At 70.7% G+C, this 17,383-nt stretch carries 12 protein-coding genes and 1 pseudogene; 9 read left to right on the top strand and 4 right to left on the bottom strand.

Annotated features, from left to right (window positions below; translation table 11 throughout):
* A pseudogene (locus AB8Z36_RS06315) lies at positions 1 to 154 on the bottom strand (aldo/keto reductase); the annotation flags it as partial.
* Between the two features lie 117 nt (positions 155 to 271).
* Here AB8Z36_RS06315 and AB8Z36_RS06310 point away from each other — a divergent pair.
* The 6 genes from AB8Z36_RS06310 to serA all read left to right on the top strand — a co-directional run bounded on the left by AB8Z36_RS06310 (position 272) and on the right by serA (position 10,419).
* A complete protein-coding gene (locus tag AB8Z36_RS06310) occupies positions 272 to 1,225 on the top strand; it encodes a 2-hydroxyacid dehydrogenase (RefSeq protein WP_369212182.1) in 954 nt (317 codons plus the stop codon).
* A 537-nt stretch (positions 1,226 to 1,762) separates the two neighbouring features.
* A complete protein-coding gene (locus AB8Z36_RS06305; RefSeq protein ID WP_369212183.1) occupies positions 1,763 to 4,714 on the top strand; it encodes a putative bifunctional diguanylate cyclase/phosphodiesterase in 2,952 nt (983 codons plus the stop codon).
* Between the two features lie 272 nt (positions 4,715 to 4,986).
* Positions 4,987 to 6,831, top strand: coding sequence for an acetolactate synthase large subunit (locus AB8Z36_RS06300; RefSeq protein ID WP_369212181.1), 1,845 nt, complete (start codon positions 4,987 to 4,989; stop codon positions 6,829 to 6,831).
* A gap of 29 nt (positions 6,832 to 6,860) precedes the next feature.
* Entirely contained in the window at positions 6,861 to 7,388 is a 528-nt protein-coding gene (ilvN, locus tag AB8Z36_RS06295) for an acetolactate synthase small subunit (protein ID WP_369212180.1), read from the top strand.
* A 129-nt stretch (positions 7,389 to 7,517) separates the two neighbouring features.
* Complete coding sequence (gene ilvC / locus AB8Z36_RS06290) at positions 7,518 to 8,516, top strand: ketol-acid reductoisomerase (protein WP_369212179.1); 999 nt, start codon at positions 7,518 to 7,520, stop codon at positions 8,514 to 8,516.
* A 298-nt stretch (positions 8,517 to 8,814) separates the two neighbouring features.
* A complete protein-coding gene (gene serA / locus AB8Z36_RS06285; RefSeq protein WP_369212178.1) occupies positions 8,815 to 10,419 on the top strand; it encodes a phosphoglycerate dehydrogenase in 1,605 nt (534 codons plus the stop codon).
* 221 nt (positions 10,420 to 10,640) lie between these two features.
* Here serA and AB8Z36_RS06280 read toward each other — a convergent pair whose 3' ends face one another.
* Positions 10,641 to 12,182 carry an MFS transporter gene (locus AB8Z36_RS06280; RefSeq protein ID WP_369212177.1) on the bottom strand — a complete coding sequence of 514 codons (1,542 nt, stop codon included), beginning with the start codon at positions 12,180 to 12,182 and terminating at the stop codon, positions 10,641 to 10,643.
* 109 nt (positions 12,183 to 12,291) lie between these two features.
* Between AB8Z36_RS06280 and AB8Z36_RS06275 the strand changes: the two genes are divergently transcribed.
* Positions 12,292 to 12,879 (top strand): TetR/AcrR family transcriptional regulator, encoded by a 588-nt coding sequence (locus AB8Z36_RS06275; protein WP_369212176.1) that lies wholly within the window; start codon positions 12,292 to 12,294, stop codon positions 12,877 to 12,879.
* A gap of 40 nt (positions 12,880 to 12,919) precedes the next feature.
* On the opposite strand, the gene AB8Z36_RS06270 is transcribed toward AB8Z36_RS06275, so the two are convergent.
* The gene (locus AB8Z36_RS06270) at positions 12,920 to 13,270 is read right to left on the bottom strand and encodes a hypothetical protein (protein ID WP_369212175.1); all 351 of its coding nucleotides are present in this window, start codon (positions 13,268 to 13,270) and stop codon (positions 12,920 to 12,922) included.
* A gap of 95 nt (positions 13,271 to 13,365) precedes the next feature.
* Positions 13,366 to 14,577 carry a PucR family transcriptional regulator gene (locus AB8Z36_RS06265; protein ID WP_369212174.1) on the bottom strand — a complete coding sequence of 404 codons (1,212 nt, stop codon included), beginning with the start codon at positions 14,575 to 14,577 and terminating at the stop codon, positions 13,366 to 13,368.
* Between the two features lie 161 nt (positions 14,578 to 14,738).
* Between AB8Z36_RS06265 and AB8Z36_RS06260 the strand changes: the two genes are divergently transcribed.
* Both AB8Z36_RS06260 and pruA read left to right on the top strand, forming a co-directional pair.
* Positions 14,739 to 15,665 (top strand): proline dehydrogenase family protein, encoded by a 927-nt coding sequence (locus AB8Z36_RS06260; protein ID WP_369212173.1) that lies wholly within the window; start codon positions 14,739 to 14,741, stop codon positions 15,663 to 15,665.
* Positions 15,666 to 15,707: 42 nt separating this feature from the next.
* A complete protein-coding gene (gene pruA / locus AB8Z36_RS06255) occupies positions 15,708 to 17,348 on the top strand; it encodes an L-glutamate gamma-semialdehyde dehydrogenase (RefSeq protein ID WP_369212172.1) in 1,641 nt (546 codons plus the stop codon).
* Positions 17,349 to 17,383: the final 35 nt, after the last annotated feature.

Below are 17,383 nucleotides of genomic sequence, written 5' to 3'. Positions count from 1 at the left end.
GCTTACACCGGCCCGCGTCCAGCGCGGCGTGCACGGTCCGCAGCGACGCGTCACCGCGCTGCCGCGAGCCGGTGTAAGCCCAGCTCATCGGCATGCAGCCGAGTCCGACGGCGCCCACTTCGAGCGCCCCCGCGCCGATCGTCCTGCGCTCCACCTGGCCGTACCCTCCCGCTCCGCGTCCGAAGATCACCCAAACTAGCCGCTGCCCCGGAGGACCGTGGCGCTGGCTCCCCGCGGACGCGGGCGGCGAGGGCGCATTAGCCTCCTGAGCATGACGACTGACGTATGGCTTCCGTTCGAAGCTCGCGACATACCGGGACTGCCCGAGGCGTCCGGGGCCGGCCTCACCTACCGCTTCTGGGACGGCGGCCAGGAGTTCCCCGCCGACCCGGCCGACTGCGTCTTCTACGTGGTGCCCTACCTGGAGGGCCCGGCGGTCGCCGTGCGCCCGCTGCCCGAGATGTCGTCCGTACGCGTGGTGCAGACGCTGTCGGCGGGGGTCGACCAGATGGCATCCGGACTGAAGTTCCTGCAGCCAGGAGTACGTCTGTGCAATGCGCGTGGCGTGCACGAGGCCAGCACCGCCGAGCTGACGCTCGCCCTCGTCCTCGCGTCGCTGCGCGGCTTCCCGAAGTTCTTCGAGGGGCAGCGCGCGGGGGAGTGGCGCACGGGGTTCAATCCGGCCCTCGCCGACAAGTCCGTGCTCATCGTGGGCTACGGGGCGATCGGCGCCGCCGTCGAGGACAGGCTCGCCCCCTTCGAATGCGCGCGGGTGGCGCGCGTCGCGCGCTCTGCCCGTGCCTCGGAGCGCGGCCCCGTGCACCCGCTCACCGAACTGCCGTCACTGCTCCCCGACGCGGACGTCGTCATCCTCACGACGCCCCTCACAGAGGACACCCGCGGCCTCGTGGGCGCCGACTTCCTGGCCCGGATGAAGGTCGGCGCGCTGCTGGTCAACGTGGCCCGCGGACCCGTCGTCGACACCAAGGCGCTCATCGCCGAGCTGGAGTCCGGGCGGATCACCGCCGCCCTCGACGTGACCGATCCGGAACCGCTCCCCGCAGGTCACCCCCTGTGGCAGGCTCCAGGAGTACTCATCACCCCGCATGTGGGAGGTCCTACGTCCGCCTTCCTGCCGCGGGCCCACCGGCTGCTGGCCGCGCAGCTCACGAAGTTCGCCGCGGGGCGGCCGGTCGACAACGTCGTGCGGACGATGGGGGGTTGATCGCCCGCGACAACCATGCGCACGCTGTGCACTCATGTGTGTGCGCCCCGTGTCCACTTCGTCAAGCGTAGTCACGCAGAGTAGAGGGACTATGTCCCTGAGTGACGATCCTGGTGTATCGTCCCGACTGGGGACGCGCCGTGGACCTGTGCGGCGCCGGGGATGGACAGCGGACTGCGAGGGGGGCGACGGGCGATGCATGGCCTATGGGCGGACGATCCGACGTGGCGGGACAGCCGCCGACGACTCTCACGCACACCCTCCCGCGGCCGGAGCCGCCGCCGGACCCGCCACCCGGACCGGGCGGTCACGGCGACGGCGCCGGGCGGGGCGAGCCGGTTTCGGAGCGTGATGGCGCGGGCCGGGGCGATGCGGCCCGGGGTGGCGCGTTCCGGGGCGCCGCGGGCCGGGACTTCGCGGCCCGGAGTGACGCGGGCCGGAGTGCCGGTGGCCGGGGTGGCGCGGATCAGGGYGGTGYGSTGGAGCGCGCCGGCGGGGTCCGCGCCCGTGTTCGACGGAGGGGCCGTGGCGGCGTCGATGCCGCCGGGGGCGCCGTTCGAGCGCCGGTTGTCGCGGAGCGGCCGGGGGCTCGTCTCCCAGGTGCTCCTGCTGCTGCTCTGCGGCGGCTATGCCACCGGCTCCGCGACCGGCTGGGGTTCGGAGCGACTGGCCCTGATCATGGGCGACTTCGGGCTGAGCATCGCGGCGGCGGCGGCCGCGGTCTCCTGCTTCCGCTACTCCCGCACCCGCCGCAGCCGCTTTCGACCCGCATGGCTGCTCTTCGCGCTCTCCTCCGCGATGGCGGCCGTCGGAAACGGCGTCTGGGGCTGGTACGAGGTCGTGCTCGACCGGGACGTACCGAGTCCGGGCTTCGCCGACCTGTTCTTCCTCTGCTTCGCGCCGCCCGCCATCATCGGCCTGCTCGTGCTCGCCAAGCGTCCGGTGACCAAGGCGGGCTGGGGCTGCCTCGCCCTCGACTCCTGGCTGATCGGCGGCTCGCTCCTCACCATCTCCTGGAGCCTCGCCCTCGCGCACACCGCGCAGTTCGAGGGCCAGAGCGTCGCGCACGCCGCGCTCTCGCTCGCCTATCCACTGCTCGACATCGCGCTGGTCAGCATGGTCCTCGCGCTGCACTTCAGACGCTCATCGGCGCACCGCGCCGCGGTGAACACCGCGATCGGCGCGCTCGCGGTGACCGTGATGTGCGACGCCCTGTTCACCTCACCGCTGCTGCACGCGAGCTACCGCTCGGGCCAGATGCTGGACGCGGGCTGGTTCGCGGGCTCCCTCCTCCTGGCGTACGCGCCCTGGGCCGCCCCCTGGCACGTGCGGGGCGAGGACGGACAGCCGCACGCCCGCGTGGCGTACGACAGCGGCCCCGAGGAGCCGAAGACGGCCGGCACGCGGCCGATCGCCGGTTCCCTCGCCGCCCTCACGCCGTACCTCGCCGCCGCGGTCTGCACGCTGGGCATCCTCTACAACGTCCTGAACGGCCGCAGCGTCGACCGGGTCGTGCTCTTCACCGCGGGCACCGTCGTGCTCGCCCTCGTCGTCCGCCAGGGCATCATGCTCCTGGACAACATCACGCTCACCCAGGAACTGGCCCAGAAGGAGAACCACTTCCGCTCCCTGGTGCAGGGTTCGAGCGACGTCATCATGATCGCCGCGCCGAACGGCATCCTGCACTACGTGAGCCCGGCCGCCGCCGGGGTCTATGGCAGGGACGCCGACGAGCTCCAGGGCTCCGAGCTGGCCTCGCTGATGCACCCCGAGGATCTCGGCCGGGTCGTGCACGAGGTGCGCAGATTCCTCGCCGCGCACCCGGTCGAGGAGCCCACCACCCGCATCGAGTGCCGCTTCAGATCGGGCAGCGGCGACTGGCTCAATGTCGAGTCCACCGTCAACCGCCACCAGGGCGGCCTCATCTTCAACAGCAGGGACGTCACCGAACGGGTCAGGCTTCAGGCGCAGTTGCAGCACAACGCCGAGCACGACCCGCTCACCGACCTGCCCAACCGCGCCCTGTTCACCCGGCGGGTGAGCCAGGCGCTGACCGGCCGCAGAGTGACCGACCGGGGCACGGCCGTGCTCTTCATCGACCTCGACGGCTTCAAGGCGGTCAACGACACCATCGGCCACCAGGCCGGTGACGAACTGCTCATCCAGGCGGCGCGCAGACTTCAGGAGGCGGTGCGTTCGGGCGACACCGCCTCCCGGCTCGGCGGCGATGAGTTCGCGGCGCTCATCGTCGGCGACGGGACCAGAGACCAGGCCGCACGGGAACGGCACATCTACGAGCTCGCCGATCGGCTGAGAATCACCCTTTCCCAGCCCTACGCCATCGACGGCAACGACGTGCGCGTCGCGGCGTCCATCGGCGTGGCGTTCGCCGAGCCGGGCATCGGCGCGGGCGAGCTGCTGCGCAACGCCGACCTCGCGATGTACCGCGCCAAGGCCGCGGGCAAGGGCCGCGTCGAGCTCTACGCCCCGCAGATGCAGGCCGACGTCGTCCGCAAGGCGGAGCAGGCCACCCGGCTGCGCGCCGCCCTGCACGACGGCGAGTTCGCGCTGCTCCACCAGCCCGTGGTCGCCCTGGACGATGGCCGGATCACGGCGGTCGCCGCACAGCCGCGCTGGCGCTCGGCACAGGGCATCCTCTACACCCCCGCCGAGTTCCTGCGCGCCACCAGGCCCGCGGACGCCAGGGACGGCGGCCGGGACACCCGGGAGAGCGACCGGACGGCCGAGCTCGGCCGCTGGACGCTGGAGAAGGCCGTCGAGCAGGCCGCCGAGCGGGGCCGCGGCGGTCACGCGGTGCCCGTCTCGGTGCGGATGAGCGCGCGCAGACTTCTGGACCGCTCCATGCCCATGGGCTCCGTCGAGGCGCTCCTGACCCGGCACGGGCTGCCCTCCGGCGCGCTCATCATCGAGCTCACGGAGAACGACCCCCGGGTCTCCCTGGACGACCTGGAGCGCCGTCTCACCACCCTGCGCAGACTCGGTGTGCGGATCGCGCTGGACGGCTTCGGCAGCGGTTTCGCCGCGGTCACGGCGCTGCGCCGGCTGCCCGTGGACATCCTGAAGCTGGACAGCGGTCTGACCGAGGGCGTCAACGAATCCGCGCGGGCGCACAAGATCACCGCCGGTCTGCTGCGGATAGCGGGCGACCTCGGGCTGCTCTCCGTGGCCGACGGCGTCGATCTGCCGGAGCAGGCGGCGGCCCTGCGCGAGATGGGCTGCACGCACGGGCAGGGCCTGGCGTTCTCCGGGCCGCTCGACGAGTACCGGCTGCGCAGAGCGCTCACCCTGGGGGAGTACGCGGTGCCGCGCGGCGCGGCGGAGCCCGTCCTCGCGGGCGGCCCCCCGCAGGCGTTCGCGGGGGGCGGTGCGCAGACCTACGCGGGCGGCACGCAGTCGTACGCGGGCGGCCCCCCGCAGTCGTACGCGGGCGGCTCCACAGGGCCGTTCAGGACCACCGCGCTGCCTTAGGTGCGCTCACATGATGAGACCCGCATCCCACCTACTTGACAGGTACTGCGTGCCGGGGAGAGGGTCAATGCCATGCGCACCCGAATTCTCGTACTTGGAAAGCGCGTCGGCTGAAGCTGGGACCGACCGGTCCGACACCGGAATCCCAGCGACCGCACCCGGCGCGCTCCCCTCGCTTGCCTCACGGCACGAGGGGTTTTTTGTTGCACCGGCACCTGCCGAACCCCTGCTAAACCCCCGCAAAAACCCTCAGCTTCGAGAAGAGAATGCCGATGACCGAGCAGGCCACCGGGGCCCACCATCCGCAGCCGCGGCCCCGATCCTCAGGACAGCAGTCGCCCGTCGAGCACGTCACGGGTGCGAAGTCCCTCATTCGTTCTCTCGAGGAGGTCGGGGCCGACACGGTGTTCGGCATTCCCGGCGGCACCATCCTTCCCGCGTACGACCCGATGATGGACTCCACCCGCGTCCGTCACGTCCTGGTCAGGCACGAGCAGGGAGCGGGCCACGCGGCCACCGGTTACGCGCAGGCCACCGGCAAGGTCGGCGTCTGCATGGCGACGAGCGGCCCCGGCGCCACCAACCTGGTCACGCCGATCGCCGACGCCCACATGGACTCCGTCCCGCTGGTCGCGATCACCGGCCAGGTGGTCTCCAAGGCCATCGGCACCGACGCCTTCCAGGAGGCGGACATCGTCGGCATCACCATGCCGATCACCAAGCACAGCTTCCTGGTCACCAAGGCCGAGGACATCCCGCGCGCCATCGCCGAGGCCTTCCACATCGCCTCGACGGGCCGCCCTGGCCCCGTCCTCGTGGACATCCCCAAGGACGTGCTCCAGGCGCAGACCACGTTCTCCTGGCCGCCGCAGCATGACCTGCCCGGCTACCGCCCGGTCACCAAGCCGCACGCCAAGCAGATCCGCGAGGCCGCCAAGCTGATCACCGCCGCCAAGCGGCCGGTGCTCTACGTCGGCGGCGGCGTCATCAAGGCCGGGGCCACCGCCGAGCTGAAGGTCCTCGCCGAACTCACCGGAGCGCCCGTCACCACCACCCTGATGGCGCTCGGCGCGTTCCCCGACAGCCACCCGCTGCACGTGGGAATGCCGGGCATGCACGGTGCGGTCACCGCCGTCACCGCGTTGCAGAAGGCCGACCTGATCGTCGCCCTCGGAGCCCGCTTCGACGACCGCGTCACCGGCAAGCTGGACAGCTTCGCCCCCTTCGCGAAGATCGTCCACGCCGACATCGACCCCGCCGAGATCGGCAAGAACCGCGCCGCCGACGTGCCGATCGTCGGGGACGCCCGCGAGGTCATCGCCGACCTGGTCCAGGCCGTTCAGGCCGAGCACACCGAGGGCCACACGGGCGACTACACCGCCTGGTGGGCCGACCTCAACCGCTGGCGCGACACCTATCCCCTCGGCTACACCCAGCCCGAGGACGGTTCGCTCTCCCCGCAGCACGTCATCGAGCGCGTCGGCCGGCTCGCCCCGGAGGGCACGATCTTCGCCGCGGGCGTCGGCCAGCACCAGATGTGGGCCGCGCACTTCATCGAGTACGAGAAGCCCGCGACCTGGCTCAACTCCGGCGGCGCCGGAACGATGGGGTACGCGGTCCCGGCCGCGATGGGCGCCAAGGCCGGACGGCCCGACCGCACGGTCTGGGCGATCGACGGCGACGGCTGCTTCCAGATGACCAATCAGGAGCTCACCACCTGCGCCCTGAACAACATCCCGATCAAGGTCGCCATCATCAACAACGGCGCCCTCGGCATGGTCCGCCAGTGGCAGTCGCTCTTCTACAACCAGCGCTACTCCAACACGGTCCTGCACAGCGGTCCCGAGGACATCGGCCCCAACAAGGGCACCCGCGTCCCGGACTTCGTCAAGCTGTCGGAGGCCATGGGCTGCGTGGCGCTGCGCTGCGAGCGTCCCGAGGACCTCGACAAGGTCATCGCCGAGGCCAACGCCATCAACGACCGGCCCGTCGTCGTCGACTTCATCGTCCACGAGGACGCCCAGGTCTGGCCGATGGTCGCCGCGGGCACCTCGAACGACGAGGTCATGGCCGCCCGGGGTGTCCGCCCCGACTTCGGCGACAACGAAGACGACTGAGACCGAGAGCGAAAGAGAGACCAAGAGTCATGTCCACCAAGCACACGCTCTCCGTCCTGGTCGAGAACAAGCCCGGTGTCCTCGCCCGGATCACCGCCCTGTTCTCCCGCCGCGGCTTCAACATCGACTCGCTCGCCGTGGGCGTCACCGAGCACCCCGACATCTCCCGCATCACCATCGTGGTGAACGTCGAGGAACTCCCGCTCGAACAGGTCACGAAGCAGCTCAACAAGCTCGTCAACGTCCTGAAGATCGTCGAACTGGAGCCGGACGCCGCCGTGGCCCGCGAGCTCGTCCTCGCCAAGGTCCGCGCCGACAACGAGACCCGCTCCCAGATCGTCGAGATCGTCCAGCTCTTCCGCGCCAAGACCGTGGACGTCTCCCCGGAGGCCGTCACCATCGAGGCCACCGGCAGCAGCGACAAGCTGGAGGCCATGCTCAAGATGCTGGAGCCCTTCGGCATCAAGGAGCTCGTGCAGTCCGGCACCATCGCGATCGGCCGCGGCTCACGCTCCATCACCGACCGCAGTCTGCGGGCGCTCGACCGGTCCGCCTGACCGGTCCGTCCGACCGAGCCGCCCGCCCCGGGTCTCCGCCAGCCCTCTCGGATACCGAGACCCGGGACCTTCCCTCACTGAACCCGCCGTACGGTGGGACGCAACACCAGCACACATAGGAGATTCCCAGTGGCCGAGCTGTTCTACGACGACGACGCAGACCTGTCCATCATCCAGGGCCGCAAGGTCGCGGTGATCGGTTACGGCAGCCAGGGCCACGCCCACGCGCTGTCGCTCCGTGACTCGGGCGTCGACGTCCGCGTCGGTCTGCACGAGGGCTCCAAGTCCAAGGCCAAGGCCGAGGAGCAGGGCCTGCGGGTCGTCACCCCGTCAGAGGCGGCCGCCGAGGCCGACGTGATCATGATCCTGGTCCCGGACCCGATCCAGGCCCAGGTCTACGAGGAGTCCATCAAGGACAACCTCAAGGACGGCGACGCCCTGTTCTTCGGCCACGGCCTGAACATCCGATTCGGCTTCATCAAGGCCCCCGAGGGCGTCGACGTCTGCATGGTCGCCCCGAAGGGCCCGGGCCACCTCGTCCGCCGCCAGTACGAGGAGGGCCGCGGCGTTCCGTGCATCGCGGCCGTCGAGCAGGACGCCACCGGCAACGGCTTCCCGCTGGCCCTCTCGTACGCCAAGGGCATCGGCGGTACGCGTGCGGGCGTCATCAAGACGACCTTCACCGAGGAGACCGAGACCGACCTCTTCGGCGAGCAGGCCGTGCTCTGCGGCGGCACCGCCGCGCTGGTCAAGGCGGGCTTCGAGACGCTGACCGAGGCGGGCTACCAGCCGGAGATCGCGTACTTCGAGTGCCTCCACGAGCTGAAGCTGATCGTGGACCTCATGTACGAGGGCGGCCTGGAGAAGATGCGCTGGTCGGTCTCCGAGACCGCCGAGTGGGGCGACTACATCACCGGCCCCCGGATCATCACGGACGCCACCAAGGCCGAGATGAAGAAGGTCCTCGCGGAGATCCAGGACGGTACGTTCGCCAAGAACTGGATGGACGAGTACCACGGTGGTCTGAAGAAGTACAACGAGTACAAGACGCAGGATGAGAACCACCTGCTTGAGACCACGGGCAAGGAGCTGCGCAAGCTCATGTCCTGGGTCAACGACGAGGACTAGTCGCACCCTGGGTCCGGGGCACCGCCTCGGGGCACCGCCCCGGACCCGCTCCTCGAACGACGGAGGGGCCGCACACGGGCGTCCGCTGCTTTTCGGCCGCGCCACGTAGTTATCCACTCGGTCCAGCCACGGACGGGTGATCCTTCCTAAGAGGCGCATGCTGATCCATGCGGCGCCACTATGCTTCTGTTCAACATTCGCGTCGGGCCCACAGCGTCGTGCGTCTTCCACGCGGCTAGCACCCTCCACTGCCTGCGGCCGTCGGGACGGCCGTCCGCCTGGATCTGTGAGGACTCACGTGAGCACTGCTGCCAACGGCAAACCCGTCGTACTCATCGCTGAAGAGCTGTCGCCCGCCACCGTCGACGCCCTGGGACCGGACTTCGAGATCCGCCAGTGCAACGGCGGGGACCGTGCCGAGCTGCTGCCCGCGATCGCCGACGTCGACGCGATCCTGGTCCGCTCCGCGACCAAGGTCGACGCCGAGGCCATCGCCGCCGCCAAGAAGCTGAAGGTCGTCGCCCGCGCGGGCGTGGGCCTCGACAATGTCGACGTCTCCGCCGCCACCAAGGCCGGCGTGATGGTCGTCAACGCCCCGACGTCGAACATCGTCACGGCCGCCGAGCTCGCCTGTGGCCTGCTCCTCGCCACCGCGCGCAACATCCCGCAGGCCAACACCGCGCTGAAGAACGGCGAGTGGAAGCGCTCGAAGTACACCGGTGTCGAGCTCGCCGAGAAGACCCTCGGCGTCGTGGGCCTCGGCCGCATCGGCGCCCTCGTCGCCCAGCGCATGAGCGCCTTCGGCATGAAGGTCGTGGCCTACGACCCGTACGTACAGCCCGCGCGCGCCGCCCAGATGGGCGTGAAGGTGCTCTCCCTCGACGAGCTGCTCGAAGTCTCCGACTTCATCACCGTGCACCTCCCGAAGACCCCCGAGACGCTCGGCCTCATCGGTGACGAGGCGCTGCACAAGGTCAAGCCGACCGTCCGCATCGTCAACGCCGCGCGCGGCGGCATCGTCGACGAGGAGGCGCTGCACTCCGCCCTCAAGGAGGGCCGCGTCGCGGGCGCCGGTCTCGATGTGTACGCGAAGGAGCCCTGCACGGACTCCCCGCTGTTCCAGTTCGACCAGGTCGTCTGCACCCCGCACCTCGGCGCCTCCACGGACGAGGCCCAGGAGAAGGCGGGCATCGCGGTCGCGAAGTCGGTGCGCCTCGCGCTCGCCGGTGAGCTCGTGCCGGACGCCGTGAACGTCCAGGGCGGTGTCATCGCCGAGGACGTCCGTCCCGGTCTGCCGCTCGCCGAGAAGCTCGGCCGGATCTTCACCGCCCTCGCGGGCGAGGTCGCGGCCCGCCTCGACGTCGAGGTGTACGGCGAGATCACCCAGCACGACGTGAAGGTGCTCGAACTCTCCGCGCTCAAGGGCGTCTTCGAGGACGTCGTCGACGAGACGGTGTCGTATGTGAACGCCCCGCTGTTCGCCCAGGAGCGCGGTGTCGAGGTCCGTCTGACCACCAGCTCCGAGTCGCCCGACCACCGCAATGTGGTCACCGTGCGCGGCACGCTCTCCGACGGCGAGGAGATCTCGGTCTCCGGCACGCTGGCCGGGCCCAAGCACCTCCAGAAGATCGTCTCCATCGGTGAGTACGACGTGGACCTCGCCCTCGCCGACCACATGGTCGTCCTGCGGTACGCGGACCGGCCCGGCGTCGTCGGCACCGTCGGCCGCGTCCTCGGCGAGTCGGGCATCAACATCGGCGGCATGCAGGTCGCCCGTGCCGATGTGGGCGGGGAGGCGCTCGCCGTCCTCACCGTCGACGACTCGGTGCCGCAGAGCGTGCTCAACGAGCTGTCCGAGGAGATCGGCGCGCAGTCCGCGCGTGCGGTGAACCTGACGGACTAGGGCTTCCCGTATCTCCCGGGCGCCGCCGGTGGTCACCGGTGGCGCCCGGCTCGGTCTCAGAGCCTGTGTCATATCCCCGGCCGGGCGTGCGACGCCTGGCACGCACCCTCGCCGCGTTACCGAAAAGCCCTAGTAGCTCCGCTACGAGGGCTCTCCGGCGCCTTGCGATCGCACGCACCAGACGCCGCACGCTGGTCCGACCGGGGATATGACACAGGCTCTCAGACGCCGGACAGGCTGGACTCCGCCGGCTCGTCCGGCGTTTTCGCCGTCCGGACCGCCACTCCGCGCAGCGCCTTCGCCGCCACCCCGGCCGCCATGAGCAGCAGGACCGCTCCCGTCAGCGCCGCCGTGTGCATACCGCTCGTGAAGGCCTCGCGGGCCGTCGCGGTGAGGGTGTCCGCCGCCCGCCCCGGGAGGTGCCGGGCCGCCGCCAGCGCGCCGCCGAGGGTCTCGCGGGCCTCGGGGGGAGCGGACGCGGGGATCGCGTCCCGGTAGACCGCGTTGCCGATGGAGCCGAGGAGTGCCATGCCCAGCGCGCCGCCGAACTCCTGTCCGGTCTCCAGGAGCGAGGACGCGGTGCCCGCCTTCTCGGCCGGGGCGGTGCCGAGTGCCAGGTCGGTGAGCTGGGCGCCGATGACGACCGCGCCGCAGGCCAGCGCCCCGGCCGCGGCGAGGACCAGCCAGAGCGAGTCGGTGCCGGTCAGGGCGAGCAGGCCGTAGCCGCAGGCGGAGAGCGCGAAGCCGACGGCCACCACATGGGCGCGGTCCAGACCGCGCCGCACCAGGGCCGTGGCCAGGGGCGCCGCGAAGCCGATCGGCACCGAGGGCAGCAGCGCCCAGAGCGCGGCCTCCAGGGCGCTTCTGCCGAGCACGGACTGGAGGTACTGCGTGGTGAAGTACGCCGATCCCATCATCGCCAGTGAGGAGACGAGGTGCAGCGAGACCGCGGTGCCGAAGGTCCGGCCGCGGCCCCGGAAGAGCCCCGGGGGGATCATCGGTGACGCGGCGGTGCGCTGGCGGCGCACGAAGAGGGCGGCGAAGAGCAGACCGGCGGCGACGGACGCCACGTAGGGGAGGCGTATCCCCTCGGCGGGCATCTCCTTGAGGCCCCAGACCAGTGGGAGCACGGCGGCCATCGACAGCGGGACGCTCAGCAGGTCGAAGCGGCCCGGCCGGGGGTCCCTGGACTCCGGGATGAGCAGCGGGGCGAGGACCAGGAGCAGCACCATCGCCGGAAGGTTGACCAGGAAGAGCGAGCCCCACCAGAAGTGCTCGACGAGCACACCGCTCATCACCGAGCCGAGCGCGATGCCCGCGACCATGACGCCCTGCCACATCCCGATCGCCTTCGCGCGCTGTCCGGCGTCGCGGAACATGGTGCGCACCAGGGCCAGCGTGGACGGCATCAGGGTGGCGCCGCCGATGCCGAGGACCGCGCGGGCCGCGATCAGGGTCTCGGCGCTGTCCGCGTACGCGGCGACGAGCGAGGCGGCGCCGAAGGCCGTGGCCCCGGACAGGAGGAGCCTGCGGCGGCCCACGCGGTCGCCCAGGGCGCCCATCGTCATCAGCAGCCCGGCGAGCACGAACGCGTAGACGTCGAAGATCCAGAGCTGCTGTGTGCCGCTCGGCCGCAGGTCGGCGGTGATCTGGGGGATCGCGAAGTAGAGGACGGACACGTCCATGGAGACCAGGAGCAGCGGGAGCATCAGGACGGCGAGCGCGGTCCACTCCCTGCGGGTGGCACGGGAATTCGTCTGCATGGCGGAGACCTTACGCACGTATTATACGGCTGTCTAGTACGAGCGTATAGAACGATCGTGTGGGACGTGCGTATGGGACGGTTGTACGAGTGGCGGTTAAGGTGGCCGCATGGGACACCGCGAAGATCTGCTCGAAGGCGCCAAGCGCTGTCTGCTGGCGAAGGGGTTCGTGCGTACGACGGCCCGCGACATCGTCAAGGAGTCGGGGACGAACCTGGCGTCCATCGGCTATCACTACGGTTCGAAGGACGCGCTGCTCGCGGCGGCGTTCGTCGCGCTCGTCGAGCCGATGGGTGACGCCTTCGAGAGCTCACGGGCCGCGGGGAGCGTGGCGAAGGGGGGCCTGGAGCGGTTCCAGGAGGTGTGGGGCCGCATCATCGCGTCGGTCCCCGAGTCGCGCCCCATCTGGATGATGACCCTGGAGGTCATCACGCAGGGCGAACGCCTCGCGGGCATCCGGGAGTTGCTGATCGAGGCGCAGAAGGAGGGGCGCAGCGGACTCGCGGCGCTGTTCACCGGCTCCGAGGAGAGCGAGCTGCCCGACGACCTCGTGGAGAGCGAGGGCCGTCTCTACACCACGCTGCTCAACGGGCTGATGGTGCAGTGGCTCTTCGACCCGGACTCCGCGACCACCGCCGAGCAGCTCACCGAGGGGCTGCGGCGCGTCATGGACCGGGCGGCGGCCGAAACCGGCTGAGGCCGGCCCGCGGTGCGGACCGGCCTCGGCGTGGTGGGGGTTACGACCACTTGATGCAGGCGGCGGGTATCCAGCCCCGCTTCTTGTTGAACTCGCTGCCGTACAGCCACTTGGTGCTGGTCTTGCCGCACAGCTTGTACTTCTGGCCTGTGAAGAAGTGGCCGTCGCTGCAGAGGTAGCCCTTCTTGCCCTTGTTCCACTGGCTGACGGCGGTGGCGTTCAGCTTGGCGTGGGTGCGCACCTTCACCGCCTCCTTGGCGGGGACGTTGACGATGCCGCGGGAGCAGTCGGGCTTCGACGCGGCGACGGCGGTGCCGCCCGTGACGAGGGTGCCGCCGACGAGGGCGACGGCGGAGAAGGCGACCGCGGGGGCCAACAGCCTGAACTTCATGAGGTGTGGGTTCTCCCGTGAGGAGGGATGGATCTTCGGACGCGGAGAACCGTATCGCCCCACGATCATGTGCATGGCCGTCCGTTGCGTGGCTCTTACAGTCGTGACGACTTCAGGACCATGTGCAGCAGCAGCCGGTCCTCGCCGTCGTCCAGGTCGAGCCCGGTGAGCTGCTCCACGCGCGAGAGCCGGTAGTAGAGCGTCTGCCGGTGGATGCGCAGCTCCGCCGCCGTGCGGCCCGCCTGGCCTGCGCAGTCGAGGAACACCTCGGCGGTGCGGGCGAGTTCGCGGTGGGCCGGGCTCAGCAACTGGCCGCCCACCGGGTCGTGCCGCGCCTCCGGCGGCAGGGCGGTGAGCAGCCGGTAGGGCCCGACGTCCGACCACCGCGCCACCGGGGCGAACCGCTGCTCGGCCAGCGCGGCACGCGCCGCCCCCGACGCCTCCCACCAGGCCGCGCCCAGGTCCTCCAGGCCCTGCCGGGCGCCCGCGATGCCCGCGGCGGCGCTGCCCGCCGCGCCCCGCGCGGTCTCCACCAGGCGGGACGCCGCGGTGTGCGCGGGGGAGAGCGCGTCGGCGGAGCGCAGCCGGACCAGGGCCGCGAGGGACTGGCCCGTGGTGCCCCACGGCACCGTGCAGACCGCCGCCGCGCCGGGCACCGTGCGCGCCGCCGGGGTCTCCTCGGGGTCGGCGGAGGGCCAGGGGGCCACGCAGACCACGGCGTGCAGGTTCTCCGCGCGGGGGCCGAGCGCCGTGCGCAGGGCGGCCACCGCCATGTCCCGCTGCCAGCCGCGCTCGGCCGTGAGTACCGCCTGGAACTCCCTGGTCAGATCGGCGCCCGCCTGCGCCTCGTCGGCCAGCAGCGCGCCGATCCGGGCGGCCACCTCCATGGCGGCGGCGAGCTGCCGGTCGCTGGGCCCCGGCTCGTCGTCGAGCAGCCACACATAGCCGAGGGCGAAGCCGCGGTGGCGCACCGGCAGGCAGATCCGGCCCCGCAGGACGCCCGCCTCCGGGGTGGGCGGAATACGCACGGGGCCGGTGGCGCGGGTGATGCCGAAGCTCTCGAACCAGGCGCGGACCTCGGCCGTGGAGCGGCGGGTCAGGATCGAGCGGGTCCTGACCGGGTCGAGGACCGTCGCGTCGAAGCCGCTGTCGCCGCCGCCGTCGTGTGCGCCGAAGGCGATCAGCTCGAAATCCCGGTTCTCCAGGGTCGCGGGGGCACCGAGCAGCGCCGAGATCTCGTCCACCGGTTCCTGGTAGTCGCCTTTCACCCCTCCATTCTCACGCAGACCGCCCGATCCTTCATACATGTGTCTGAGATCGGGGGCGCGGATGCGTGACAGGTGTCGATGGTCCGGGGCGCGGTGGATCCTTAGATTTCACGGTGGTTCTCCGTGCCGTACCGCCGCATACCCCGTATGTAGGGGCATGTCGGGTACGCACTCGATTTCGTACACCTGTGGAGGTGCCCGTGCTGGGTCCCGTGATCCTAGCCGCGTCGCGCAGCGACAAGATGCGCCGTTTCGTCTCGGCGGCCCCCGGCACCAAGCAGGTCGTCGACCGCTTCATCGCGGGCGAGACCGTCGACCACGTCGTGCCGATCATCGTCGACGCCGCCGACAAGGGCCTTGAGGTCACCCTCGACGTGGTGGGCGAGGACATCACCACCGTCGAGCAGTCCCACGCCGCCCGCGACGCCTACCTGGAGCTCATCGGGCGCCTGAAGGACCTGGGCCTCGGCACGAAGGCCGAGATGTCGGTGAAGCTGTCCATGTTCGGCCAGGCGCTGGAGAACGGCCACGAGCTGGCCCTGGCGAATGTCCGCCCCGTCGTCGAGGCCGCCGCCGCGATCGGCACCACGGTCACCCTGGACGCCGAGGACCACACCACCCTCGACTCGATGTTCGCCATCCACGAGGAGCTGCGGAAGGACTTCCCGCAGACCGGCTGCGTCATCCAGTCCTACCTCTTCCGCACCGAGGCCGACGCCCGCCGCCTGGCCGCCGCGGGCAGCCGCGTCCGCATCGTGAAGGGTGCCTACAAGGAGCCCGCCGAGGTCGCGTACCAGGACAAGGCCGAGATCGACAAGGCGTACGTGCGGATCACCCGCATCCTCATGGAGGGCGACGGGTACCCGATGATCGGCTCCCACGACCCGCGGCTGATCTCCATCGCGCAGGAGCTCGCCCGGCGCGCGGGGCGCAAACTGGACGAGTACGAGTTCCAGATGCTGTACGGCATCCGCAGCGACGAGCACCTGCGGCTCGCCGCCGAGGGGCACCGCATGCGCGTGTACACGGCCTACGGCACCGACTGGTACGGCTACTTCATGCGCCGCCTCGCCGAGAAGCCCGCCAACCTGCTCTTCTTCGCCCGCTCCATCCTCACCAAGGGCTGAGCTTCCCCACCCCCTGGACCCTCTTAAGGAGATACGGAACTCATGGACGCTGTGACCCAGGTCCCCGCCCCGGTCAACGAGCCGGTGCACGGCTACGCCCCCGGTTCCCCGGAGCGTGCCCGCCTCGAGGCCAAGCTCAAGGAGCTGGCCGAGAACCCGATCGAGCTGCCGATGACCATCGGCGGCGTCAAGCGCCTCGGCGGCGGCGAGCCCTTCCAGGTCGTGCAGCCGCACAACCACAAGGCCGTCATCGGCACCGGCCGCGGCGCCACGCAGGCGGACGCCCAGGACGCGATCGACGCCGCCCTCGCCGCCGCCCCGGCGTGGCGCGCGATGTCCTTCGACGACCGCGCCGCGATCATCCTGCGCGCCGCCGAGCTGCTCTCCACCACGTGGCGCGAGACCATGGCCGCCTCCACGATGCTGGGCCAGTCCAAGACCGCCCAGCAGGCCGAGATCGACACGCCCTGCGAGCTCGTCGACTTCTGGCGCTTCAACGTCAAGTACGCCCGTGACATGCTCGCCGAGCAGCCCCCGGCGAACTCCACCGGCGTCTGGAACCGCCTGGACCACCGCCCGCTCGAGGGCTTCGTCTACGCGATCACGCCGTTCAACTTCACCGCCATCGCGGGCAACCTCCCCACCGCCCCCGCCCTGATGGGCAACGTGGTCGTGTGGAAGCCGTCCCCGACGCAGACCCACGCCGCCGTGCTGCTTATGCAGCTCCTTGAGGAGGCGGGCCTGCCCAAGGGCGTCATCAACCTCGTCACCGGTGACGGCATCGCGGTCTCCGAGGTCGCCCTGAACCACCGCGACCTGGCCGGCATCCACTTCACCGGCTCCACCCCGACCTTCCAGCACCTGTGGAAGACGGTCGGCGAGAACATCGCCAAGTACCGCACGTATCCGCGCCTCGTCGGTGAGACCGGCGGCAAGGACTTCGTCGTCGCGCACCCGAGCGCCGACCGCGCCGTCCTCAAGACCGCGCTGACCCGTGGCTCCTTCGAGTTCCAGGGCCAGAAGTGCAGCGCCTCGTCGCGTGCCTACATCCCCGCCTCGATCTGGAACGACGGCTTCCGCGAGGAGTTCGCCGCCGAGGTCGACGGCATCAAGATGGGCGACGTCACGGACCTCTCCAACTTCATCGGAGCGGTCATCGACGAGCGCGCGTTCGCCAAGAACAAGGCGGCCATCGACCGTGCCGCGGCCGACCCGACCTGCACCATCGTCGCGGGCGGCAGCTACGACGACTCGGTCGGCTACTTCGTGCGCCCGACCGTCGTGGAGTGCTCGGACCCGGCCAACGAGGTCTTCACCACCGAGTACTTCGGCCCGTTCCTCGCCGTGCACGTGTACGACGACAGCAAGGCCGACGCGTACGAGGAGATGCTGACCCAGATGGAGTCGGTCTCCGACTACGCGCTGACCGGCTCGGTCATCGCGAACGACCGCGCCGCCGCCGCGTACACGATGGAGAAGCTCCGCTACGCCGCGGGCAACTTCTACATCAACGACAAGTCGACCGGTGCCGTCGTCGGCCAGCAGCCCTTCGGCGGCGGCCGTGCCTCCGGCACCAACGACAAGGCCGGTGCCCCGCAGAACCTCCAGCGGTGGACGCTGACCCGCGCCATCAAGGAGACGCTGGTCCCGCCGACCGAGTACGGCTACCCGCACATGGGCTGACGCCCCCTCCGGGCCCCTGCGGCCCGCCCCTGAAC

Source organism: Streptomyces flavofungini (genome assembly GCF_041028215.1).
Taxonomy (GTDB): domain Bacteria; phylum Actinomycetota; class Actinomycetes; order Streptomycetales; family Streptomycetaceae; genus Streptomyces; species Streptomyces flavofungini_B.
This window is presented reverse-complemented; position numbering and strand designations above follow the sequence as displayed.